Annotated in this window: 17 protein-coding genes; 13 read left to right on the forward strand and 4 right to left on the reverse strand. The window is 59.9% G+C overall.

Annotation, left to right across the window (positions count from 1 at the left end; translation table 11 throughout):
* Positions 1-158: 158 nt before the first annotated feature.
* From ACTQXM_RS06590 to ACTQXM_RS06610, 5 genes are all read left to right on the forward strand, one after another.
* Entirely contained in the window at positions 159-1061 is a 903-nt protein-coding gene (locus tag ACTQXM_RS06590) for a hypothetical protein (protein ID WP_441537349.1), read from the forward strand.
* Positions 1058-2899, forward strand: coding sequence for a serine/threonine protein kinase (locus tag ACTQXM_RS06595; protein WP_441537350.1), 1842 nt, complete (start codon positions 1058-1060; stop codon positions 2897-2899). The genes ACTQXM_RS06590 and ACTQXM_RS06595 overlap by 4 nt, the downstream gene beginning before the upstream one ends.
* A gap of 3 nt (positions 2900-2902) precedes the next feature.
* Positions 2903-3841 carry an FHA domain-containing protein gene (locus ACTQXM_RS06600; protein WP_441057700.1) on the forward strand — a complete coding sequence of 313 codons (939 nt, stop codon included), beginning with the start codon at positions 2903-2905 and terminating at the stop codon, positions 3839-3841.
* A 476-nt stretch (positions 3842-4317) separates the two neighbouring features.
* On the forward strand, positions 4318-7857 hold the full coding sequence (gene nifJ / locus ACTQXM_RS06605) for a pyruvate:ferredoxin (flavodoxin) oxidoreductase (RefSeq protein ID WP_441031887.1): 3540 nt from the start codon (positions 4318-4320) through the stop codon (positions 7855-7857).
* Positions 7858-8048: 191 nt separating this feature from the next.
* On the forward strand, positions 8049-8231 hold the full coding sequence (locus tag ACTQXM_RS06610; protein WP_427729279.1) for a hypothetical protein: 183 nt from the start codon (positions 8049-8051) through the stop codon (positions 8229-8231).
* On the opposite strand, the gene ACTQXM_RS06615 is transcribed toward ACTQXM_RS06610, so the two are convergent.
* From ACTQXM_RS06615 to ACTQXM_RS06625, 3 genes are all read right to left on the reverse strand, one after another.
* Positions 8228-9559: an ATP-binding protein gene (locus ACTQXM_RS06615; protein WP_441547628.1), complete on the reverse strand. Its 1332-nt coding sequence runs from the start codon at positions 9557-9559 to the stop codon at positions 8228-8230. The genes ACTQXM_RS06610 and ACTQXM_RS06615 overlap by 4 nt on opposite strands.
* A 272-nt stretch (positions 9560-9831) precedes the next feature.
* The gene (locus tag ACTQXM_RS06620; protein ID WP_271758658.1) at positions 9832-10353 is read right to left on the reverse strand and encodes a hypothetical protein; all 522 of its coding nucleotides are present in this window, start codon (positions 10351-10353) and stop codon (positions 9832-9834) included.
* Between the two features lie 5 nt (positions 10354-10358).
* A complete protein-coding gene (locus tag ACTQXM_RS06625) occupies positions 10359-10775 on the reverse strand; it encodes a DUF3830 family protein (RefSeq protein ID WP_154518619.1) in 417 nt (138 codons plus the stop codon).
* A gap of 602 nt (positions 10776-11377) precedes the next feature.
* Between ACTQXM_RS06625 and arcC the strand changes: the two genes are divergently transcribed.
* A complete protein-coding gene (gene arcC, locus ACTQXM_RS06630; protein WP_006235166.1) occupies positions 11378-12340 on the forward strand; it encodes a carbamate kinase in 963 nt (320 codons plus the stop codon).
* 436 nt (positions 12341-12776) lie between these two features.
* Here the strand turns inward: arcC and ACTQXM_RS06635 are convergent, their stop codons facing one another.
* Positions 12777-13409 (reverse strand): C39 family peptidase, encoded by a 633-nt coding sequence (locus ACTQXM_RS06635; RefSeq protein ID WP_441537352.1) that lies wholly within the window; start codon positions 13407-13409, stop codon positions 12777-12779.
* A gap of 723 nt (positions 13410-14132) precedes the next feature.
* Here ACTQXM_RS06635 and ACTQXM_RS06640 point away from each other — a divergent pair.
* The 7 genes from ACTQXM_RS06640 (at position 14133) to ACTQXM_RS06670 (ending at position 23026) form a co-directional block, all read left to right on the forward strand.
* Positions 14133-15584 carry an APC family permease gene (locus ACTQXM_RS06640; protein ID WP_441031882.1) on the forward strand — a complete coding sequence of 484 codons (1452 nt, stop codon included), beginning with the start codon at positions 14133-14135 and terminating at the stop codon, positions 15582-15584.
* Positions 15585-15715: 131 nt separating this feature from the next.
* A complete protein-coding gene (locus ACTQXM_RS06645) occupies positions 15716-16993 on the forward strand; it encodes a metal-dependent hydrolase family protein (protein WP_154518625.1) in 1278 nt (425 codons plus the stop codon).
* A gap of 117 nt (positions 16994-17110) precedes the next feature.
* Complete coding sequence (locus ACTQXM_RS06650; RefSeq protein WP_441041729.1) at positions 17111-18496, forward strand: sensor histidine kinase; 1386 nt, start codon at positions 17111-17113, stop codon at positions 18494-18496.
* Positions 18497-18535: 39 nt separating this feature from the next.
* Positions 18536-19270 (forward strand): LytR/AlgR family response regulator transcription factor, encoded by a 735-nt coding sequence (locus ACTQXM_RS06655; protein WP_154518631.1) that lies wholly within the window; start codon positions 18536-18538, stop codon positions 19268-19270.
* 92 nt (positions 19271-19362) lie between these two features.
* Positions 19363-20307 carry a zinc dependent phospholipase C family protein gene (locus tag ACTQXM_RS06660; protein WP_441537353.1) on the forward strand — a complete coding sequence of 315 codons (945 nt, stop codon included), beginning with the start codon at positions 19363-19365 and terminating at the stop codon, positions 20305-20307.
* Between the two features lie 101 nt (positions 20308-20408).
* Complete coding sequence (locus tag ACTQXM_RS06665) at positions 20409-21668, forward strand: MFS transporter (protein ID WP_427719512.1); 1260 nt, start codon at positions 20409-20411, stop codon at positions 21666-21668.
* A gap of 170 nt (positions 21669-21838) precedes the next feature.
* Positions 21839-23026: a glycosyltransferase gene (locus ACTQXM_RS06670; protein WP_441537354.1), complete on the forward strand. Its 1188-nt coding sequence runs from the start codon at positions 21839-21841 to the stop codon at positions 23024-23026.
* The last annotated feature ends 21 nt before the right edge of the window (positions 23027-23047 follow it).

Genomic DNA, 23047 nt, shown 5'->3' on the forward strand with positions numbered 1-23047 from the left:
AAACCTGCTTTTCATCCGCTTATCGCGTGGATGGGTCCACTCGCACCTCGTATTTGCCCATTCGTTGCACAACCTTTTGGGTTCGCTGATACACTCAAATGTGGATATGAAAAGAATGCGCCGCTTTTAAGCGGCGTGTTTTTGTTGGAGGAGAACGCATGCGGCCCGCTAGCACTCAGACAAAGCATGGCGCCGCGGTGCGCATTCGACGCCGGCTGGGCCTGGCGCCTCGGGCGTACGTGCTGCTGTCTTGCTCGCTCGTGCTGGTCATAGCCGGTGTTTCGGCTTATGGCATGACGGTGCCGTCCATGGTACAGGCGTATGCTGCACGCGAGCTGCATATTGGGCGCAAGGCCAAAAGCGACTTGGGAACGACAACCGGATATGCGTGGGCGAGCGTGGTCTCGCATGTTGTGTTCGGTGGCGACGATGCGGACAGTCCAGAAACATCGGACAACGAGGTTACGCTGGCAAACGGCAAGACCATCGTGCTCACCAACACCAAGGTCATTACGAAGCTTTCCAACAACAGTGTGGCTTCTGTCGTCAATAAGGCCGAGCAGCAGAAGGGGCAGGACGCCCAACAGGCAGGCCAGCCCGGCGGTTCGGGTTCGTCTGGCTCCAGCTCCGATTCGTCGGGCGGCGGTTCCGGTTCGGGCTCCGCCTCTGGCGGTGGATCTTCGAGTGATGGCTCGACGGACGGCGGTGCCGGCGGCGACACGGGCTCGGGTGGTCTCTCGGCTGCCGAGGAGGAGAGTATTCACAGCTGGCTCGTGACCAAATACAACATGCTCGATGGCTATGTCGCCCGCGCCAACAGCGTGGTTTCGACCTATAACGCTACGGGCGATACCGGACCGTGCGATAGCCTGACCAACGATATGTTTGTCATCCGTGCCGAGTTTGGCCGGCAAACGTTTTCTCCCAAGTCAAAGTGGTATCAGCAATACGCCAACCTATGGGGTTGCTACACCAATCTGTGCCAATGGGTGGGGCATTATGGCGATGACGACGTCGCGCTCAACAACTTCAATACCAAAGTGGCGGCGATCGCCCTATGACGAATAGCCTTGCTTCTGTGGCAACCCAGTCGCTCAGCCGTGACCCTATGGTGGGTCTGCGCCTGGCGCGCGTTGGAGGGTTTGAGCCCGCCATTGCGCTGGGCCCGGACGAGCTTCCCGCCTACCTGCGCCGTTTTACGATGCTGTTTGCCGATGACGCCACCATGCGCCGCGGCGGTATCGGCCGTGTGACGCGTGCCGTCAACGCGCAGGGCGAGGCCGTGGCACTCAAGCAGCTCATCTTGCCAACGCGCGACGAATTTGATGACGATGTCGCCCACGAGGCGCTGGTCACCAAGTTCAAGGCGGCGTTTCGCGAGGAATACGAATGCCATCGCGCCCTTTCGGGCCTTAGAGGCTTTCCCCGCCTGTATGGATGGGGCGAGGTTGACGGCGTGCCCGCGATTGTCATGGAGTGGGTCGAGGGCGAGACGCTCGCTCGCCTGCGCTCGCGCCTTGCCGTGGACGAGGCCGGGCGTCTGTCGCCGCTCGTGGCGGCGCGCCTGGGTCGCGACCTGTTCGATCTGCTCTGCCGCATGAGCTTGGTAGGCGAGGGGTTCGTCCATCGCGATATCTCGCCCGCTAATATTATGGTGCGCACGGCGCGCCTGCCGCTCGACCGACAGCTTGCCGAAGGCACCTTCGACCTGTGCTTGATCGACTTTGGCTCTTCGCTGGCGCTCGAGCCCGCCTCTGCGGTGGCCGGCACCGGCGGCAAGGCGTCGTTTACCGAGCGCTATGCCACGTTGCGCCGCGCGACGGTGGCCTACGCCCCGCCCGAGATGCTCACCGACGATATCCCCGACCTGCGCATGCTTCGCATGTCGCCGGCAATCGATGTGTATGCAGCGGCGAGTACGGTCTACGAGCTCATCGCCGGTGTCGCGCCGTACGAAGTGGCGCCGGGTGCGTCGGGTACTTCGGGCTCGCGCAAAAAGACGTGCGATATCGCCAGCCCTTATCGCCTCAAGATGGATACGCTGCCCGATTATCCCGTTGGCGCCCACGCGCCCGGCTGCGACTTGACGCAACTGCTGCGACGCGAGCCCGATGTGGCACTTGCCGCGGCCGAACAGGCTCAGCAGCTCGGACTCGATCCAAATTCCGAGGATCTGCGCGATGCGCTGGCGTTTGTCGATGCCCAGTTGTTCGACGTGGTCATGGCCTGCCTGTCCTGCCATCAGGAAGATCGTCCCGAGCCGGCTGCGGTGGAGGCGGCGCTCTCGGCATTTTGCGACCACTATGCGCAAAATGTCGCCCGCTCGCTTCGCGCCGAGCCGCTCATGCCGTGCCCGATGGAGGTATCGGGGCACACGGCCCGGCGTGCGGCGATGGTTGGTGCGACGGCGGTATGCGGCGTGCTTTGGGCTGTGGTCGTGGTATCAGCTGCGCTGTTGGCGTCGGGCGCCCATGTGACGCTCGTCGTAGGACCGCTTATGTGGTCCGGGAAGCTGCCGGCCATTATCGCCGCACTGGCGTTGGCACCGCCGAGCATGGTGGGCATCGCTGCCGGCGCCATGGCACACGATCGTCGCACGGGGTTCCTGCAAGGCGTACTGGCGCTTTCTGCCTGCGAGGTTCCGGTGCTGATCGCGGTTGCATGCACCGTGTTTTCCCAACGCGCCGTAGCGAGCGGCTTCGTTGCCGCCTTAATTGCAACCTATGCGCTCACGTGGTTTTTGCTGGCGATGGGGTTTGCCTTTGAGCTTCCCGTCGTGTCAGCGCGACGTGCGAAAATTTCCATGGCGACGCCGCTTGCCGGCGGAGCCGCGGCTGCTCGCGCCTTTGGCGGGCCGGCCGAAGTATCCGACACTATCTCTGCGACCAAGGAGGGCTAAGCCATGGCTTCTCAAGCTGAGCTCACCCCGTGCGGGGCAATGTTTGACATCTTTAAGCGCGCAGCGCACCTGAGCCATATCGAACTGTGCGGCCTGGTGCTCTCGAGCCGCCCGCTCGTCGACGGCCGTAGTCCGCAGAGCCGTGCTGCCGATCGCTCTTGGGTTTCGCGCTTTATCGTGCGCGCGCCGGTCGGCACGCTGCAGGAACGTTATTTTGCCGATTACGGCACCTCGGCCGCGCGCATTATGTCGCAGCTGGCCCTGCGCCGCCGCAATCCCATGGACGCCGCGGCCGTGACCAACATGGTGTGCGGCCCCGCTGGCGAGCCCATGGTGCGGGCACTCGAGGAATGCCATCAGGACACGAATCTCTATCGCAATGCGCTCGAGCGCCTGTCGCAGGCGGCTGAGCTCATGCCCGCCGAGCGCGCCGAGGCCATCCTGGTGCTGTTTGTCGCCGTGGGCTGCTCGGCAGATGTCCGCTCGTCGGTGACCTATGCCCTCGACTACGCTCATGCGACCTGTGGCGGCGCCACGTCGACGCCGCGCTCGCTGAGCACCTCGACGGTCACGGGCGAGCACGAGGCGGCGCCTGCGCACCCGTTGGGACTGCTGCGCGTGCAAAACGGCTACGTGGTGAGCGCCCCGCGCTGGATTCAGCCGAGTGAGGAGGGCGTCGAGATCGGCGCGCTGGCGACGGGGGAGGGTGATATCACCGATGTGGGCGATGACGTTTCGGCTCGCCATGCCCACGTGTGGTGCGATGACCAAAATGTCTGGTACGTCGAGGACCTGTCGTCCACCAACGGAACTGTGGTGGTAAACGGCGCGACGAACGTCTGCACCCAGGTCGAGCCCGGCCGCTCCGCTCAGCTCAACCCCGGTGACGAGCTCAGGCTCGGAGAATCCACAACCTACGCCATCCTCCTCGGCGCCCTCTGACTCATCTCCTAAATAAGTTGCGGTGAAATAGGGACTGTTTAAGGCTACGGCCGGCAAAAACAGTTCCTATTTCACCGCAGCTGCCATTTGGTCCCTCGGTGACGGAAGGATAATTTTTGCCCTTGATGGTCGCTCGGGATAAACCTTTACCGCCCGCCTATATTTGTCGAAATTACACTTGACGGCGGGGTACAATAAACCCGCATGCGGATTTCCGTTGCGGGCGCTTCCCATCACCGGGGCGTGCCCGGGAGCATCCGGCATGCGGCCTTTGCGGCGCTCGATCATGTGCAAGACGGGTAGCTGGGCCTGTGGAGCGCGTGCAGCCTCCTCGCCTCGGCATGCCTTCTCTCCACGCCATGTACCTGCTGCTGAGTCCGCCTGTCAGATGACTGGAAGCAACAGCGAAAATCCCATCACGCCAACATCCCGGTAATCGCCGGGGCCTGTATACCTATATGAGAGGAGAGGGGTATATGGCGCGTAAGTTTAAGTCTATGGACGGCAACGAGGCGGCCGCATATGTTTCGTATGCGTACACCGAGGTAGCGGGAATTTATCCCATTACGCCGTCCAGCCCGATGGCCGACCATGTCGACCAGTGGGCGGCCCAGGGTCGCAAGAACATCTTTGGCACCCCGGTCAAGGTCGTCGAGATGGAGTCCGAGGCGGGTGCAGCCGGTACCGTTCACGGTTCGCTGGGTGCCGGTGCTCTGACCACCACCTACACGGCTTCTCAGGGCCTGCTCCTGATGATCCCGAACATGTACAAGATCGCGGGCGAGCAGCTCCCGGGCGTCTTCCACGTCTCCGCGCGTTGCGTCGCTTCCCACGCCCTGAACATCTTTGGCGATCACTCCGACGTCATGGCCTGCCGCCAGACCGGTTTCGCCATGCTCGCCGAGGGCAACGTCCAGGAGGTCATGGACCTCTCGCCGGTGGCTCACCTTGCCGCCATCGAGGGTAAGACCCCGTTCCTCAACTTCTTCGACGGCTTCCGCACCAGCCACGAGATCCAGAAGGTCGCCATGTGGGACTACAAGGATCTTGCCGAGATGTGCGACATGGACGCCGTCCAGGCTTTCCGCGACCACGCGCTCAACCCTGAGCACCCGCACACCCGCGGCAGCCATGAGAACGGCGACATCTTCTTCCAGAACCGCGAGGCCTGCAACAAGGTCTACGACGAGCTCCCTGCCGTCGTCGAGGGCTACATGAAGAAGATCAACGAGAAGCTCGGCACCGATTACGGCCTGTTCAACTACTACGGCGCTCCCGATGCCGATCGCGTCGTCGTGTGCATGGGCTCCTTCTGCGACGTGCTCGAGGAAGTCATCGACTACCTCAACGCTCACGGTGAGAAGGTCGGCCTGGTCAAGGTTCGCCTGTTCCGTCCGTTCTCCATCAAGCACTTCGTGGACGTTCTCCCCGAGACCGTCCAGAAGATCGCCGTCATGGACCGCACCAAGGAGCCGGGTTCCATCGGCGAGCCGCTCTACCAGGACGTCGTCTCCGCTCTCTACGAGGCCGGCAAGACGGGTATCAAGGTCGTCGGCGGCCGTTACGGCCTGGGCAGCAAGGACACGCCTCCCGCGTCCGCGTTTGCCGTCTTCGAGGAGCTCAAGAAGGACGAGCCCAAGCGCGAGTTCACCATCGGCATTGTCGATGACGTGACCAACCTGAGCCTGCCCGAGGCCGAGGATGCGCCCAACACCGCAGCTCCCGGAACCATCGAGTGCAAGTTCTGGGGTCTGGGTGGCGACGGTACCGTCGGCGCCAACAAGAACTCGATTAAGATCATCGGCGACCACACCGACAAGTACGTCCAGGCCTACTTCCAGTACGACTCCAAGAAGACCGGCGGCGTTACCGTCTCGCACCTGCGCTTTGGTGATTCCCCGATCCGCTCGCCGTACTACGTGACCAAGGCCGACTTTGTCGCTTGCCACAACCCCAGCTACATCGTCAAGGGCTTCAAGATGGTCCGCGACGTCAAGCCGGGCGGCACCTTCCTGGTCAACTGCCAGTGGAGCGATGAGGAGTTCGCCGAGCACATGCCCGCCGTGGCCAAGCGCTACATCGCGAACAACAACGTCAACGTCTACCTGATCGACGCTATCGACCTGGCCGCCAAGGTTGGCATGGGCAAGCGCACCAACACGGTGCTCCAGTCCGCCTTCTTCGCGCTGGCCAAGGTCCTGCCCGCCGAGGACGCCCTGCAGTACATGAAGGACGCGGCTACCAAGTCCTACATGAAGAAGGGCCAGGCCATCGTCGACGCCAACCACAAGGCCATCGATGCCGGCGCTACCGCCTTCCGTAAGTTCGAGGTTCCGGCCGACTGGGCTACCGCCGAGGACGCCGCTCCTGTCGAGCTTTCCGAGGAGACCAAGTCCGCTATCGCCCAGCAGGTCAAGAACCTGCTCGAGCCCATCGATCGCATGGATGGCGACAGCCTGCCCGTTTCTGCCTTTGTCGATTGTGCCGACGGTCAGTTTGAGCTGGGCGCCTCCGCATACGAGAAGCGCGGCGTCGCCGTGGTCGTTCCTCACTGGGACGAGACCAAGTGCATCCAGTGCAACCAGTGCGCCTATGTGTGCCCGCATGCCACCATCCGTCCGTTCGCGATGACCGAGGACGAGGCTGCCGCTGCGCCCGAGGCTACCCGTACGCTCGACGCCATGGGTCCCAAGGCCAAGGGCATGAAGTTCACCATGGCCGTGTCCCCGCTCGACTGCATGGGCTGCACCAACTGCGTCAAGGTCTGCCCCAAGGGCGCCCTCGAGATGGTTCCCGCCGAGCAGGAGATGGATCAGCAGCCCGTTTGGGACTACATGGTCAAGAACGTCTCCGAGAAGAAGGAGCTCATCGCGGCCAACGTCAAGGGCAGCCAGTTTAAGCAGCCCTACCTGGAGTTCTCCGGCTCCTGCGCCGGCTGCGCCGAGACCGCTTATGCACGTCTGGTGACCCAGGTCGCCGGCGACCGCATGTTCATCTCCAACGCCACCGGCTGCTCCTCCATTTGGGGCAACCCCGCTGCCACCGCTCCTTACTGCAAGGACAAGGACGGTCACGGCCCGGCGTGGAACAACTCCCTGTTCGAGGACAATGCTGAGCACGGTCTGGGCATGGCCATCGGTTACGAGGCCGTCCAGAATAAGCTGATCGCCGCCACCCAGGAGCTCATCGCCGCTGACGGTCCGTCCGACGAGCTCAAGGCCGCCGGTCAGGCTTGGATCGACTCCGTCAACGACGCCGAGGCCTCCAAGACTGCTGCTGCCGCCTACGTTGCCGAGCTCGAGAAGTGCGGCTGCGACGCTTCCAAGGCGATCCTCGCCGACAAGGCTTACCTCACCAAGAAGTCCTTCTGGATCTTCGGTGGCGACGGTTGGGCCTACGACATCGGCTTCGGTGGTCTGGACCACGTCCTGGCTTCTGGCCACAACGTCAACGTCTTCGTCTTCGACACCGAGGTCTACTCCAACACCGGCGGTCAGGCCTCCAAGGCTTCGAACCTGGGCCAGGTTGCTCAGTTCGCCGCTGCCGGCAAGGTGACCAAGAAGAAGTCTCTGGCCGAGATCGCTATGAGCTATGGTTACGTCTACGTGGCGCAGGTCGCCATGGGCGCCAACCCGGCTCAGACTCTCAAGGCCATCCACGAGGCCGAGGCCTATGACGGCCCGTCCCTCATCATCGGCTACAGCCCCTGCGAGATGCACTCCATTAAGAAGGGCGGCATGCAGAACTGCCAGGCCGAGATGAAGAAGGCTGTCGAGTGCGGTTACTGGAACCTCTTCCGCTTCAACCCCGAGGCTGCTGCCGGCAAGAAGTTCTCGCTCGATTCCAAGGAGCCCGCGGGCGGCTATCAGGAGTTCCTGATGAACGAGGCCCGTTACGCTTCGCTGACGCGTTCCTTCCCCGAGCGCGCCGAGGAGCTCTTCAAGGAGAACGAGCAGGCCGCTATGGACCGCTACGCTCACCTGCTGAAGCTTAAGACGGTGTACAACGAGGCCTAGGTCTCCCACCGCAGGATCTGAGGTCTAACCTTCGCGGACGTCCTCGGACATGAAAGAACCCCCGCTGCGCACTACGTGCGGCGGGGGTTCTTTCGTCCTGCGGAATGTCCGCGAAGGTTAGCCCTCAGATCCTGCTACGACTACGTCCTCGGATTGTGGGGCTGAATGAAGGACGTGGCTGAGGGGGCCTTTTGCCCCTTTCGCTGTTTCGCGGCTTTGCCGCGAAAGTCGCGCTACTTTGGGGATGGATGGAGGATTTGGCTGTTGCCGCTTCTTATCCCTTTGCTTTTTCGCGGCTTTGCCGCGAAACGCGCAGCACCTTGGGAAATGCATTGATGCGTGGGCGGGGCTGGATTGCGGATTCAAATGGCTAGAGAGATATGGGTGCGAACGAGAAATCGTTATTGGGGTCATCCTTTTCCATAAACTCATCGAGACAAAACGTCATGTAGATTGGAACGTACAGAACCTTGCCCTCTTTGCTGAGATTCTCGTGGCTCAGTACAACGGCCTCGGGAATTTTGTACTCGCCTACACTCATCAGACGATCGAGGGCCGCATGCGCTCGAACTTTCTTGCCCGATTTGACCTCGATTGGGACAACATGCCCGTGGGCGCCTTCGATCACAAAGTCAACTTCACCGACCTCACGCGTTTGGTAGTACCATGCATCCGCCCCGAGGGCAACGAGTTCCTGCGCGACCACGTTCTCATAGAGACCACCAAGGTTGGGAGTTTTCATATCAAGATAGACAGCGCGTGCAGTGCTGCCGGGGTATCGCGATGCGAGCATGCCTGTATCAGACTCGTATAGTTTGAAGGCTGTCGTTTTCTCCGTCCTCTTGAGAGGACTCCGTGGCTCCGTCACCCTGGCGACCATCAATCCAATACCTGCGTTAACAAGCCACAGGAAATCCTGCTCATATTTTTTAAGGCGAGCTCCCTCACCCAGAGACGAAACAACAAAGCGATGAGACTCCGCCTCAAGCTGAACGGGAATTTGCTCAAAAATCGACCGAACGTTAAACGCTCGAGTCGATGCATATTTTGAGATATCGCTTTTGTACTGATCGACCAACTGAGTTTGAAGCTCACGTGTGCTCACGAGCGAATAACCCGAATCAATATAATTCTGAACGACCTCCGGCATGCCGCCGCAAACGATATAAGCTCTATAGTTCTTGAGCATCGCCTCATGAATATAGTTTTCGACAGGATGTTTCTCGACAAGGCAGCTGCGAATGCCTGCAAGCACATTCTCGCTAACGCTGTTTGCCCAACAAAACTCTTCAAAATCCATCGGGCGCATAACAATGTGCTCTACATACCCCACCGGAAAAGAAGAGATCCCCTTAAACTCAGTCCCAAGCATAGACCCCGAGAAGACATAGCTAAAGCGCCCATCCTCGACCAACGCCTTCATGAGTGTAACGATCTGCGGATACTCCTGAATCTCATCGACAAAGACAAGCGTATCGCCCTCAACAAGCGGCGCATCCGCAAGAAGGGCTACGCGGTTGATAAAGTCAACGGAGTTCTTTGCGCCAACAAGTGCATTCCTTGCTTCGATATCGAGTAGTAAATTGACCTCAAAATACGAAGCGTAGTTGCTTTTTCCAAACGCGCGAATCGCATAGCTCTTGCCGATCTGACGCGCACCAGTAACAAGTAATGCCTTATTGGAGTTATTCTTCCAGCTCAAAAGCCTATCAGTGACCTTACGGCGTAGCATTAAACCCCCAAATGACAAAAATTGACAGATAGAATCGCCTAAAATCATACAAAAATTGGCAGATAATAACGTCGTAAATATACAAAAATTGGAAGATAGCAAAGGTCCGATAAGGTCTCAAAGCCACTGAAACAGCGCTCTACTTTGCGAAGGGGCTGGGGACGCTGTTGCGTGCGTCTCCAGCCCTCTGATTCTTACTTTGGGTCCCGTGGTGGGACTATGTTGGTGCTACCTGGCTGTTTTTACCTTGTCTCGCCGCTCTCTGTGCGTAGGCGGTAGCCGTGGACGAGGTCGCTAATAGCCGGCCAGGGAATCTGGCGGTCGACCCAAAATTGGAGCTGGACCAGATAGCGCTCAGTGGCACGGGTGAGGGCCGCGAACTGTTCGTGAGTCTCTACCTGGGCGTAGAGGTCGCGGCTGTGGGCGAGGATTGCCGTAGTGTCATCCATTTTGCCGGTGACGTCAAAGGCGCCCGAGAACCAGTCGCACAGGCGCGCGGCGCTGTTGTTGATCGTTGCGAGGTCGGCGGTGCCGTCGTTGGCGTTTTCGTTGGCCTGGGCTCGCAGGAGGGAGAGAGCGTCGGCGGCGTTCATACAGTAGCCGACGGTGAAGTTCCAGACGGCGAATTCGCGGCCGGTGTCGAGCTTGCGGCGGCGCATGTAGTCGATGTCACGGGGTTCTTCGAGCATCATTTGGTCAGCGAGGGCCTCAAGTGCAGTGGTGTACTCGGCAAGGTCGAGTGCGAGCAGGGTGTTGATATCCATCATCTTTAGGCCTCCGTTTCGATCTCGACGATTTCGTTTTTAATGTACATGCCCTGGTTGTCCCAGACATTGCGGCAGGCGGCGGCAAAGCGCTCGCGGTCGGCTTCGCAGATGCGGGCGAACATGTTGCAGGTGCCAAAGGGCTCGCACACGTCAAAGAAGATGCAAATTGACGACCAGCCGCCATACCAGCTCACGGCGCCCGCCGGCTCGTGAAAGACGGGGTTCTCGATGTGCTCGTAATTGGCGATGGGGCCCGATACGGGATAGGTTACCTCGGCATCGCAGATCTTGGCCGAAAAGATACGTGACTCGACCGGACAGGACGATTCGAACAGCTTGCACGCCTCGGGAGCCTTGTCCCAGAGCATGTCGGCGAGAAACGTCTCGCCATTCAGCGTGATCTTGAGCATTTTTGTCATAGTAAGGACCTCCTCAATCCGTCGCTCAAGGGGTTCGCTGGCGGATAAGGAGAAGACAGCAGCGGGGTCGCCGAACCCAAACTTCACGACAGATCTCTGTCGCCCCAGCCCGCGCTGTTCTTCGCTAAAGTACCATGCCGTAATTGCGCGCGCAATATCAGTTTTTGAATTTCTGGAAGCGGCAATCGACGAGACGGCTCGCCGGCTGCCGGCCGACGCGCGGTAAAGGTGCTCGTCTATTCCCTAAGTTGGATGAAAAACGCCATGTTATTGCAGGGCTGCATACTCGTCTTAAAAATGTATAGAATCTCGTATAGTGCGAGTAAGATATTGCGCTGTCTGTTTTGTGTTTAGCAAAGATATAGTTTGCATAATCTGGTCTAATCCCTGCTATATCAAAATAAAGTCGCACGTAAATAGCTTAGATATGCTTGAGCTGGGCATCTTTACGCTGAACGGGTAAAAACGACCGTTCACCGTTCAACTGTTTTCAAAATGAATAAAATGAGCGATAAAGAGAATATAAACCTTAATAAACTCGCGTATTGCACGGACGTGGGTTATTAATGGGATGTAGGCCTTTTACAGAAAGGATTCCAGCAATGTCTAAGCCTCTTGGCAAGCCCGATCGTATTGTCGTCGCCCTTGGCGGCAACGCCCTCGGCAACAACCCCGTCGAGCAGATCGAGGCCGTGAGCAACACCGCCCACGCACTCCTCGGCCTCATTGAGCAGGGTAACGAGATCATCATCACCCACGGCAACGGCCCGCAGGTCGGCATGATCCAGAATGCCTTCGCCGCCGCCCACGACGCCATCGGCACCCCCGAGATGCCGCTGCCCGAGTGCGGCGCCATGTCCCAGGGCTACATTGGTTATCATCTGCAGCAGGGCATCGGCCGCGAGATGCACAAGCGCTATAAGCGTTGGCACGCCGCCACCGTCGTCACCCAGATCGAGTGCGATCCCGACGATCCCGCGTTCAAGAACCCGACCAAGCCGATCGGCCCCTTCTACACCGAGGAGCAGGCCAAGGAGTTCATGGCCGAGGATCCCTCCAAGGTCTTCGTCGAGGATTCCGGCCGCGGCTGGCGCCGCGTCGTCGCCTCCCCCGATCCCAAGAAGATCGTCGAGGCCGACTCCATCCTCAACCTGCTCGACAACGAGTTCATCGTCATCGCCTGCGGTGGCGGCGGCATTCCCGTCGTCCGCGACTACGAGAACAAGGGTTGCTACAAGGGCGTTCCCGCCGTCATCGACAAGGACCTGGGCGGCGAGCTGCTGGCCGAGGACTGCGACGCCGACGTTCTGTTCCTGCTGACCGCCGTTGAGCATGTCGCCATCAACTTTGGCAAGCCCAACCAGGAGGAGCTCGAGGACCTCACCGCCGACGAGGCCGAGCGCCTGGCCGACGAGGGCCAGTTCGGTAAGGGTTCCATGGAGCCCAAGGTCCGCGCTGCCATCAAGTTCGCCCGTTCCCGCAAGGGCCGCACCTGCATTATCGGCGCCCTGGACAAGGCCGCCGAGACCATGGCCGGCCTCTCCGGTACCCGCATCCACGAGTAGCCTCTACTCTGTTGCCTCTCTTGTGGGCGCCAGGCAAAGCGCCCACAAACTAGCCTCTCTTCATGAGCCCCGCAGTCCGCTCCGACTGCGGGGCTTTTGTTTCAACCCGGCACTTGGGGACGTTCCTTTCCTGCCGGCAGCTTGGGACAGTCCTTAAAGGCTGCGCCGCCAACTGCGGAAAGCGTATCCCAGAAAGAGCCTCTAAAATGGGGCACAGTTTCCCTAGACCCCTCAACCGGAAAATGCATCCCGGAATTTGGCCGAAAAGTGGCCCGCAGTTTCCCAAACAGGCCGTGCGCGGAAAGTATATCCCGCAATCGAGCTCCAAAGCGGGATGCACTTTCCGCGCACGGCAGTTTCTGGCTGTTGGGAATGGTCCTGTCCGGCCGCCCACAAGTGGCGTCCACAAGGGCTGTCCCCAACGACTACCCAATGACTAGTAGTAGGCCCACATGGCTTCGATTTCGTTGAGGACTTCTACGACGCCCCAGCGGCGGGCGCTACGGCTGGGCGAATTGGGATCGTAGACACCGATGTGGCCGGCGTCGTCAATGCCGTAGAGGACGATGTAATGACCCACGTTGGTAAACGTGCCGGGACGCACGACGGCGATTACGGGAGCATCCGAGCGCAAGGCCTGGGCCATCGAGTCTCGGTCGTTGTAGAGCTGCGTCCCGTTAAGCCCCAGCTGCGCGGCGCCGCTCGTCATAAACGACCACTCGGTGGCACCGGTGGGGGCATAGTTGCCCGCCTCGGAAAGGGCGCACATATCGACCGGTGTCATATCGGTGCGCCCCGTTTTAAAGATGTAGATCATGGTGAGGCAGGTGGGTCCGCAGCCGTTTTGGCGGATGGTTCCACCGGCGTAGGGCAGCTCCGACCATGCGGGGTCGATCTGGTAGATATGCGGCATGGTGCCGGCACTCCACTGCGAACGTGGGGTCGAAAAAGCAAACGAGTAGCCGGGTGCGACTGGGGCTTTGAGGAGCTTTTCCTCGGCGGTGGGCTCTAGGCCGGCAGAGCCATGCGAGGCACACGACCCCAGATACACAAAGGCCAGACATGCCATGATGGAGCACAGGGCAAGACAGAGACGATGAATCTGCGGATTGGCGGCCCGGCCGCGTCCCAGCGGCCGTGGCTGCTTTGCGCCGCGTCCGCCGCGGGGCTTCGAAAAGAAACGGCTGATGTGGTTGTCAGACTTTCGCCGATCGATTTTCTGCCGCCGAGGCACTTCGGCCCGGCGTTGACGGGTGCCCGAGCGTGGGCGATCCGCTTGACGCGTGCTGGTATTCTGCGGCATAGACGACAAGGGGCGATCCTGCGGACGCTGCGGCCCGTCGTTGTCAGAAACACTCCTGGATGCTGGCGTGGTACGCCCGGCAAGGCGAACGTTTCGCTGTCGTTCGCCGCCGTTGTATTCGTATGCCATTTGCACCGCCTCGTCTCATGTATAACCCGTCCATCCTACAAAAAAGACGTGCAGCAAATGAGGACATACACCAAAACCTCGGTAAGCGGCATGGACGGGAGCGAGCCTGGCGTCATAAAGCGACGCCCTCCGCGAGCGATTGAGTCGCGTCATCAAAACGGACGCCCGCACCGAGTGGCGCCCCTCGCCGTTCGTCCCAAAAACGGCGCCGCTCGTTTTGCAGTTCTGCCTTCGGTCGAGCTACGAGTGGCGTTGCTGTGCCAAGGCCGTATCTTAAAGCCATGAAATAAAAAGTGCGCGGCAAAACAGGCCGTGCAAGGGGTGACGCCAAGGGGCGTCAGAAAGGAAAGGAGGGGAACAATGGCGGACAAGAACGCAGAAGTTGCAGTCGAGGATACCGGCGGCATGAAGAAAACGCTTTCGCTCTGGAACTTCTTCACCATCGGTTTCGGTGCCATCATCGGTACCGGTTGGGTTCTGCAGGTCGGCGACTGGATGGTCGTGGGCGGCGGTCCCGTTCCCGCTATGATAGCATTCCTCTTGGGTGCAATCTTCCTCGTGCCCGTCGGAGCTGTTTTCGGTGAGCTTACGGCTGCTATCCCCATCTCGGGCGGCATCGTCGAGTATGTCGATCGTAGCTTTGGCCGTACAATGAGCTACATTACCGGTTGGCTCCTGGCCCTGGGCAACGGCATCCTGTGCCCGTGGGAGGCCATTGCCATTTCGACTCTCGTGTCCGAGATGTTCGGTAGCCTGCCCGGTCTTGAGTGGCTGCGCGCCATCAAGCTCTACACCATCCTGGGCGCCGACGTTTACCTGTTCCCGACGCTGATCGCGCTCGGCTTTGCAGTCTACGTCATCTTCCTCAATTTCCGCGGTGCCAGCTCGGCCGCCAAGCTCCAAGCCTTCCTGACCAAGGCCCTGCTCTGCGGCATGCTACTCGCCATGGGCGTCTCGCTGTTCACCGGCTCGCCGAACAACGCCATGCCTGTGTTCTCCCAGGTCGCCGGTGCTGGCGGCGGTAAGGCCGCCACCGAGGGCACCAGCCTGTTCGCCGGTATCGTGTCGGTCCTGGTTCTGACCCCGTTCTTCTACGCCGGTTTCGACACCATTCCTCAGCAGGCTGAGGAAGCAGCCGAGGGCCTTAACTGGAACAAGTTCGGCAAGATCATCTCCCTGGCCCTGCTGGCCGCCGGCGGCTTCTACATGGTCTGCATTTACTCGTTCGGCACTATCCTTGACTGGCATGAGTTTGTTAAGAGCCCGGTTCCCGCGCTTGCCTGTCTTAAGGGCATCAACATGCTCCTGTACCTGGCCATGCTCGTCATCGCCACGCTTGGACCCATGGGCCCGATGAACTCCTTCTACGGCGCCACGAGCCGCATTATGCTCGCCATGGGCCGCAAGGGCCAGCTGCCCGAGAAGTTTGCCGAGGTCGATCCCAATTCCGGCGCTCCCAAGCTCGCCTGCGTCGTTCTGGCCATCATCACCGTCGTCGGTCCGTTCCTGGGCAAGAACATGCTCATCCCTCTGACCAATGTGTCGGCTCTCGCCTTCATCTTCTCTTGCGGCATGGTCGCTCTTGCCTGCCTGCGCATGCGCTTCACCGAGCCCGACCTACCTCGTCCCTACGAGGTGCCCGGCGGCAAGTTTGGCATCAGCCTCGCCATCGCTGCCTGCGCCATCATCATCGGCCTGCTCGTGATTCCGTTCTCTCCCGCCTCCCTCAACATGGTGGAGTGGAGCATCGTGATCGGCTGGTTGGCTATTGGCCTGGCTCTCATGGCTTTCACCAATTCCCGTAAAAAGTAACGCCGAGCCGGGGCGGATTGGGTGCGCGGTGCCCTCTCTCCCGCGTACCGAACCCGGCATCACTTGGGTAGCTTTGTGAGGCCTTAACCCAACACGGCCTCACCCACTATATGGATCCATAAGGAGGAACCATGTCCACTAAGTATGCAATCGTTGGAGGCAAGCTCATCGACGGTACCGGTGCCGAGCCGGTCGAGAACTCCCTCGTTCTCGTCGACGATAACGGCAAGATCGAGTACGCCGGTGTTATGCAGGACCTTCCCGAGGGCGTTGAGGTTATCGACGCCGCCGGCAAGACTGTCCTTCCCGGCCTGATCGACACCCACCTGCACTTCTCGGGCAACCTGACCGACGATGACACCGATTGGGTCATGCAGCCGCTCCTCGAGAAGCAGGCCGTCGCCGTCAAGCAGGCCTACGACTGCCTCACCCACGGCCTCACCACCGTCTGCGAGATCGGCCGCTTTGGTATCCAGATTCGCGACTGCATCGACAAGGGCGTCTTTAAGGGCCCGCGCGTTCTGGCCACCGGCCTCGGCTTCTGCCGTGTTGCCGGTCACGGTGACTCCCACCACTGCACCCAGGAGCTCAACAAGGAATCCCATCCCTGGGGCGACCAGGTCGACGGTCCTTGGGATCTGCGCAAGGCCGTCCGTCGTCGCCTGCGCGAGAACCCCGATGCCATCAAGATCTGGGCTACCGGTGGCGGCATCTGGCGCTGGGACTCCGGTCGCGACCAGCACTATTGCTCCGAGGAGATCCAGGCCGTGGTCGAAGAGGCCAAGATGGTCGGTATCCCCGTGTGGAGCCACTGCTACAACAACCACGCCGCCGCCTACGATTCCGTTCGCTTTGGCTGCGAGCAGCTGATTCACGGCTTCGATATCGATGAGCGCACCATGGACCTTATGGCCGAGCAGGGCACCTTCTTCACCCCGACGATCGCCTTCCTGCCCACCTGGTACGCCACCTATCCTCCCGTCTATGTCCCCGAGCTGCACGACAAGTACGAGGGTACCCTGGTCGAGAAGGAGCTGCAGCGCAACTATGACTGCCTGCGCGAGGCCAAGAAGCGCGGCGTCGTCATGACGATCGGCTCTGACTCCTTCTCCTTCGTCACCCCGTACGGCACCTGCTCCATCGAGGAGATGTACGAGTTCGTCGACAAGATCGGCTTCACCCCGGTCGAGACCATCACCTGCGCCACCCTCAACGGTGCCAAGATGTGCCACATCGAGGACGAGACCGGTTCCATCGAGGCCGGCAAGTGCGCCGATCTGCTGGTCGTCAACGGTGACGTCGCCGCCGACATCCACGTGCTCAACACCGACAACATGGACGTCATCATGAAGGACGGCTGGATTGTCGAGGCCGGCACCTTCGGCGAGCCAAACAAGTACAGCGCCTAAGCTACCGTTTGTCGATGGCTGGATGTAAAACACAGTTTTTGATTGCATAATGCAATGGAGAGGGTCGCTTGCGGCCCTCTTTATTGCTATCGGTACTACGGACAAGAGGGGATGACGGTGGATTTAAACAGGCTGAATCTGGGCAAGAGTTACAACTCTACCAAGGTCTTTCGTACGGCCCAGCATGTGGTTCAGGCCATCCTACTCGGTGTTGTCGTTCCGGCGCTTATCTTGCTGCTTATCTGGGATTTAACCGATAATCCCAATCCCGTTCCAGGCGTTGTCGTTATTGCCGGCCTGGTCATGCTGTGCTTCTTCTTCTCGTATGTCTTTGTGGTCCCCGATGACCTCACATCGAGCGCAACCGACCGCACGCTCGCCATCGCATCAAAAATATTTGCCTACACGTCGCGCGGCCTTACGCCCGAAGCGGCCCTGGGTGCCTCTAAAATTATCCTGTCCGAGACCATCGCTTCTGCCATCTGCTTTACTGACGGCAGGCAGGTGCTGGCAAGCTGGGGCGAGGACTCGGCAAAGTGCCCTGCCGGAACCCCGGTAGTGCTCAAGACCACGCTCAACGTGATTGAGACGGGCGAGCAGAGCGTGTTTTCGCGTGATGCCTCCAATGAGACGGGCGGCTATTTTCCCCGTCTGCGTGCCGGTATTGTCGCGCCGCTTAGCGTGCGCGGTCATTGCGTGGGCACACTCGAGCTGTATTACCCACGCCTGAGCAGCATCGATATGCGACAGACGGCGCTTGCCTCGGGTTTCGCCGATCTCATTTCCACGCAGCTCGCCAGCTTTGAGCTCGAGCGCCAAGATGAGCTCACGGCCCGCGTTGAGCTCCGCGCTCTGCAGTCGCAGGTCGATCCGCATTTTCTATTCAATACCATTAGCACGATCGTTTCGCTCGTTCGAACCGAGCCCGACAAGGCGCGATCGCTGCTGATCGACTTTTCCAACTACTATCGTCAGACGCTTTCTGACTCCGATACGCTCACCACGCTCGAGCACGAGGTGGAGCAGGGCACGCGTTATATCAATCTTATGCAGGCCCGGTATGGCGACGGCCGTCTGCGCGTTTCGGTCGACATCGACTTTGAGGTGCGCGACAGCCTGGTGCCGCCGTTTATCTTGCAGCCGCTGCTCGAAAACTGCATCAAGCATGCGCAGCGTGAGACCGAGCCGCTTTCCATTCGTGTTAGGGCTTTTGAGACCGATGACGGCTTGGAGATCATCGTCGAAGATGACGGCATCGGTATGAGCGAAGAAGTCTGCGCGCATCTGTTTGAGCAGCATCGCCGAGAGGAGCCCGAAAGCATTACCGCCGACGGCTCCGTCAAGCGAGGCTGCGGCCTGGCGCTCTTCAACGTGCTTCAGCGCATCCATTTCTTTTACGGAGAAGATTCTGGCATGCGCGTGAAGTCCCAGGAGGGCGTGGGAACGCAGGTCATCGTTGAGTTGAACGGCGAGCCGCATGAGCCGGCGCCGCTAACGGTGTAGCACGCGGTTGGATTGAGAGAAAAAAGAGGGGAAGCGCATATGTCCGAAGGCTGGAATATCTTGGTGGTTGATGACGAGCCCCCAATTAGGGCTGAGCTACGCTATCTGTTGGAAAAGGATGCGCGTGTGGGCCAGATTGCCGAGGCGGGCAATGTCACCGAAGCCGTGGAATCGATTCTGTCGAACAAGCCCGACGTGCTGTTTTTAGACATTACTATGCCTGGTCGCTCGGGAATTGAGCTTGCCGAGACGCTTCAGAACCTAAAGACACCGCCGGTCGTGGTGTTTGTGACGGCATTTGCCGAGTATGCGGCCGATGCCTATAACCTCGATGCCGTCGATTACATCGTAAAGCCGGTCGAGGATGCTCGCCTGTCAAAGGCGCTCGATAAGATCGAGACCGCCCTGGGCGCTCGCCGTGTCGTCCATGCTCCGCGCCAGCCTTTGCGCCTGACGGTGGATCGTGGGGGTAAAAAGGTGTTCATTCCCGTGGCGGATGTCTGCTACTTTGAGGCGCGCGCCGATTTTTGCAACGCCGTCTGCGCCGAGGGAACATATCTGATCAATGAGTCGATTTCATCGCTCGAGCGGCGCCTGGCCTCCGAGGGCTTTATCCGTGTCCACCGCAGCTATCTGGTCAATTTGGAAGACGTGCACAATGTCGAGATCGGTTCTACGGGTCTTATGGAACTCAGGCTCGATCGCGTAACCTCGACGGTGCCCGTGTCCCGTCGTCGCGCTGCCGAGGTTAAGGCGCGCCTGGGGCTTGTGTAGACGGTCCGCATGCCATCGTTTGCCGACGCGGGTTTGGCATGGCCGCGCGGTGGGCATAATGGGTGACATCGAATGAAATCGAAAGGATCATTATGCCTGCGCTTATTACGCATCATCTGTTTGGCGAGGAAAGCATCGATCGTCTGCCGCAGGGCGTCATTACGTCCGACGAGGAACGCATTGCTTTTATCCTGGGCAACCAGGGTCCCGACCCGTTTTTCTTCCACATCCTGACGCCGCGCGTTTCCGACTGCACGCTGCTGGCGCAGGCCATGCATCGCTCGCGCATGTCGCGCCAGTTCTCGTGCCTGCGCGACGGCGTGTCCCATCTGCTCCCGCGCGATGCCAACTTGGGCCGCGCCTTTGCGCTGGGCCTGCTGTCGCACTACGTGCTCGACCGTAATGCCCACCCCTTTGTCTACGAGCAGCAGTTTGGCATTGTCGAGTCCGATCCCGAGCTGGGGGATTCGGGCAGCCAGGTCCATGCGGTGCTCGAAAGTGACCTGGACGTGTTGATGCTGCAGCTCAAGCGCGACGGGGCCACGGTCGAGGACTATCCGCCGGCGGGCGAGATCGTCACCACCGACCGCATCAATCGCGTGGCCGGCGTGCTGATGAGCTATGTTGCCGGGCGTGTGTACGGTATCGATATCCCAGCGGGGGAGTACGGTGCCGCCGTTGCCGACATGCAGCTACTCTATCGCACCATTGAACCGGCGGGCTCGGCCAAGACGCGTGCAATTGCCCTGGTCGAAGGCCTAGTACACGACTACTCCCTGCTCGATGGCCTTGCTCACCGCGTGACGACCGAGCCGCCCGAGCGCACCGGCAATCTGGACCATCTGACGTGGAAGAATCCCTTTACCGATGAGGTCTCGAACGAGAGCTTCCCCGAGGTCTTTGACCGCGCGCTGGTCGATTACGAGTGCACGGTCACCCGCTTTATCGAGACCGGCGATATGGAGGCCGTGACCAACCACGTCAATTACAGCGGTCGCGTGCTCGGCGCTGACGAAGAGTTCGACCGCGAGGAGTAGGGCTCGTGCGTGCCCCTTTGCCGAATCCTTACCGGTGCCTCTGTGCAATTGGGGTACGATGAACTGACTTCATATCGGGCGAATACGAAGGGTCCCTGTCCATGAAATACACCAAGCTCGAGCGTAACTGGGTTATGTACGATGTGGGCAATTCGGCCCTCGTGTTGCTCAACACCTCGGTGGTGCCCATCTACTTTAACGCCATCAATACCGGTGCTTCCTCGGCCGATCTGGTGGTCGCTTGGGGTAGCGCGCAGACGATTGCCTCGCTGGTCATTGCCATGCTCATGCCCATTCTGGGCGCGCTTGCCGATTACGCCGGCAACAAGATCAAGTTCTTCTTGGGCTTCTTCCTCACGGGCTTGGTGCTTTGCCTGGCGCAGGCTATCCCAATGTCCGCCATGGCATTTTTGACCGTGTACGTGCTGTGCACCATCGGCCTTAACTCTTCTATGACGTTCTATGACGCCATGCTGCCCGACATTACCACCGACGAGCGCATGGACGCCGTGTCCAGCTCGGGCTATGCCTGGGGCTACATCGGTTCCACCGTGCCGTTCATCATCTGCCTGGCGCTTATCATGGGTGGTCCCGCTCTTGGCGTCCCCACCATGCTGGCAACGCGTCTGTCGTTTGTCATCACTGGTGCCTGGTGGCTCATCTTTACCCTGCCGCTCATTCGCACCTATAAGCAAAAGTACGGTCGCGAGCGCGGTCCCGAGGACACCATCGGCCACATCGTGGGCGGCGTGTTCTCCGAGGTCGTACACACCATGCGCGAGATCGCCCACAACAAGACCGTGCTGGTCTACATGATTGCGTTCTTCTTCTACATCGACGGTGTGCACACGGTCATTTCAATGGCAACCAGCTACGGTTCGGCTCTGGGCATCGACTCGACCCAGCTGGTACTGGCCCTGCTCGTTACACAGTTCGTGGCCTTTCCGTCCGCCATCATCTACGGCAAGCTCGCCGGACGCGTGGGCACGCTCAACATGATCCTGGTGGCGGTCGCCGCCTACATGGGCATTGTGCTGTTCGCCGCGTTTTTCCTCAAGACCGCCTTTGAATTCTGGGTGCTTGCCATTATGGTCGGCCTGTTCCAGGGTGGCGTGCAGGCACTCAGCCGTAGCTACTTTGGCCGCATCATCCCCAAGGAAAAGTCCAACGAGTACTACGGCTTCTTTGACATCTTTGGGCGCTATGCAAGCGTTATGGGCACCTTTCTGGTGTCGGTCGTCACCTCGCTGACCGGCAACCCGTCGCTGGGCGTTCTTTCCATTGCTGTGCTGCTGGTCGTTGGCTTTATGCTGCTGGCCCGCCTGTCTCGCATGACTCGAGCGGCAGAGCATGCCGCATAGGAGCGGGCGGCTATTGTGCCTGTCTGCGGTACTCTTTTGGGGTTATCCGCAATAAACATTGCGACTTGCGAGCAATGATTTGCCCAAGTGGGTATGATGGAATCAGCTAGGTCGCGGGGCGTCGCCTGTGTTTGGCGGCGCCTCGTTTTTGTGTTGCAGGGAGGGAAGGCATGAACGCCACGGTTGTGATTCCAACATATTGGGCGGGCGATGATGCCCATGCAAACGCTCCCGGTGTCTATGACCACTCGACGAATCTCAACGCCGCCAATCCCGAGCTCGATCGCTGTCTTGCTTCGCTCGAGCAGGTACGCGATATTCCGCGAATCATCCTTTTGGTGGTCTGTCCCATCTCGGCCACGGCGGATGTGTCGAAGCGCGTACGCGAAATCGTCGAGGCGCACCCTACGCTCAAAGTTACCGTAGTCACCAATACCCAGGCATCGCGTATCGCCGACCGCGTAGCGCAGATTGCGCCCAAGGGTTCGGGAGAATGCGTGAGCCTGCGCGGCTATGGCGCCATCCGCAATATGGGACTTGCCTGTGCCGCCGTGCTGGGTCACGATGCCGTCATCTTTTTGGATGACGACGAGACTGTCATCGATGCCGACTTTATGAAACGCGCGACTTACGCGTTGGGGCAGCAGACACGTCAGGGCCTGCCAATCTTGGTTAAGAGCGGCTACTTTTACGATCGAGACGGATCGCCGCTGGCCCCCACGGACAAGGTGGGCATCTGCCACCGTTGGTGGACCAAGCGTATTGAGTTCAATCGCTGGATGAAAAAGGCGCTCTCGGGCACCCGTATTTCGCGTTCAAACTATGTGTGCGGCGGCCTTATGGCCCTCCATGCCCGCGCCTTTACCCGCGTGGCATTTGACCCGTTTATCACTCGTGGCGAGGACCTGGACTACCTCTTTAATATGCGCATGTTTGGCTACGACGTATGGTTTGATAACGAGTGGACCGTGCGCCATCTGCCGCCTGAGTCCGAGAAACGCTCGCCGCGCTTTATGCAGGACGTGTACCGTTGGTACTACGAACGTGCCAAGCTAACGTTTGCCGCGCACCAGAAAGAGCTCGTTCCCGTTACAGCCGCGTCTCTCATGCCCTATCCGGGCCCGTGGATTTCGCGCGAGCTTGACGATCGCGTGCGTAAGACTGCCATGGTCCGCAGCATGTTTACCCGCGAGCACGAGGGATACCTACGCATTTGGCGCCACGGTATTGACGAGGCCAGGACCTACGCACGCCAAAACGCCGCAAGCTACCTGCGTTTCCAGAGCTTCTGGCCCAAGATTATGGATGGGCTCTGGCGTGACGCCCAGCTGACCAGCATCCTGGAGGGGGCTGAATGATCGACCGCCGCGCCCAGCGCG

Source organism: Collinsella sp. LCP19S3_D3 (genome assembly GCF_052121455.1).
GTDB lineage: Bacteria > Actinomycetota > Coriobacteriia > Coriobacteriales > Coriobacteriaceae > Collinsella.

Excerpts from the sequence above, each read along its gene's own strand:
- ACTQXM_RS06625 (WP_154518619.1), bottom strand. The coding sequence starts at position 10,775 with ATGACAAAAATGCTCAAGATCACGCTGAATGGCGAGACGTTTCTCGCC.
- ACTQXM_RS06640 (WP_441031882.1), top strand. The coding sequence starts at position 14,133 with ATGGCGGACAAGAACGCAGAAGTTGCAGTCGAGGATACCGGCGGCATG.
- ACTQXM_RS06620 (WP_271758658.1), bottom strand. The coding sequence starts at position 10,353 with ATGGATATCAACACCCTGCTCGCACTCGACCTTGCCGAGTACACCACT.
- ACTQXM_RS06595 (WP_441537350.1), top strand. The coding sequence starts at position 1,058 with ATGACGAATAGCCTTGCTTCTGTGGCAACCCAGTCGCTCAGCCGTGAC.
- ACTQXM_RS06665 (WP_427719512.1), top strand. The coding sequence starts at position 20,409 with ATGAAATACACCAAGCTCGAGCGTAACTGGGTTATGTACGATGTGGGC.
- ACTQXM_RS06655 (WP_154518631.1), top strand. The coding sequence starts at position 18,536 with ATGTCCGAAGGCTGGAATATCTTGGTGGTTGATGACGAGCCCCCAATT.
- arcC (WP_006235166.1), top strand. The coding sequence starts at position 11,378 with ATGTCTAAGCCTCTTGGCAAGCCCGATCGTATTGTCGTCGCCCTTGGC.
- ACTQXM_RS06590 (WP_441537349.1), top strand. The coding sequence starts at position 159 with ATGCGGCCCGCTAGCACTCAGACAAAGCATGGCGCCGCGGTGCGCATT.
- ACTQXM_RS06645 (WP_154518625.1), top strand. The coding sequence starts at position 15,716 with ATGTCCACTAAGTATGCAATCGTTGGAGGCAAGCTCATCGACGGTACC.
- nifJ (WP_441031887.1), top strand. The coding sequence starts at position 4,318 with ATGGCGCGTAAGTTTAAGTCTATGGACGGCAACGAGGCGGCCGCATAT.
- ACTQXM_RS06670 (WP_441537354.1), top strand. The coding sequence starts at position 21,839 with ATGAACGCCACGGTTGTGATTCCAACATATTGGGCGGGCGATGATGCC.
- ACTQXM_RS06635 (WP_441537352.1), bottom strand. The coding sequence starts at position 13,409 with ATGGCATGTCTGGCCTTTGTGTATCTGGGGTCGTGTGCCTCGCATGGC.
- ACTQXM_RS06600 (WP_441057700.1), top strand. The coding sequence starts at position 2,903 with ATGGCTTCTCAAGCTGAGCTCACCCCGTGCGGGGCAATGTTTGACATC.
- ACTQXM_RS06660 (WP_441537353.1), top strand. The coding sequence starts at position 19,363 with ATGCCTGCGCTTATTACGCATCATCTGTTTGGCGAGGAAAGCATCGAT.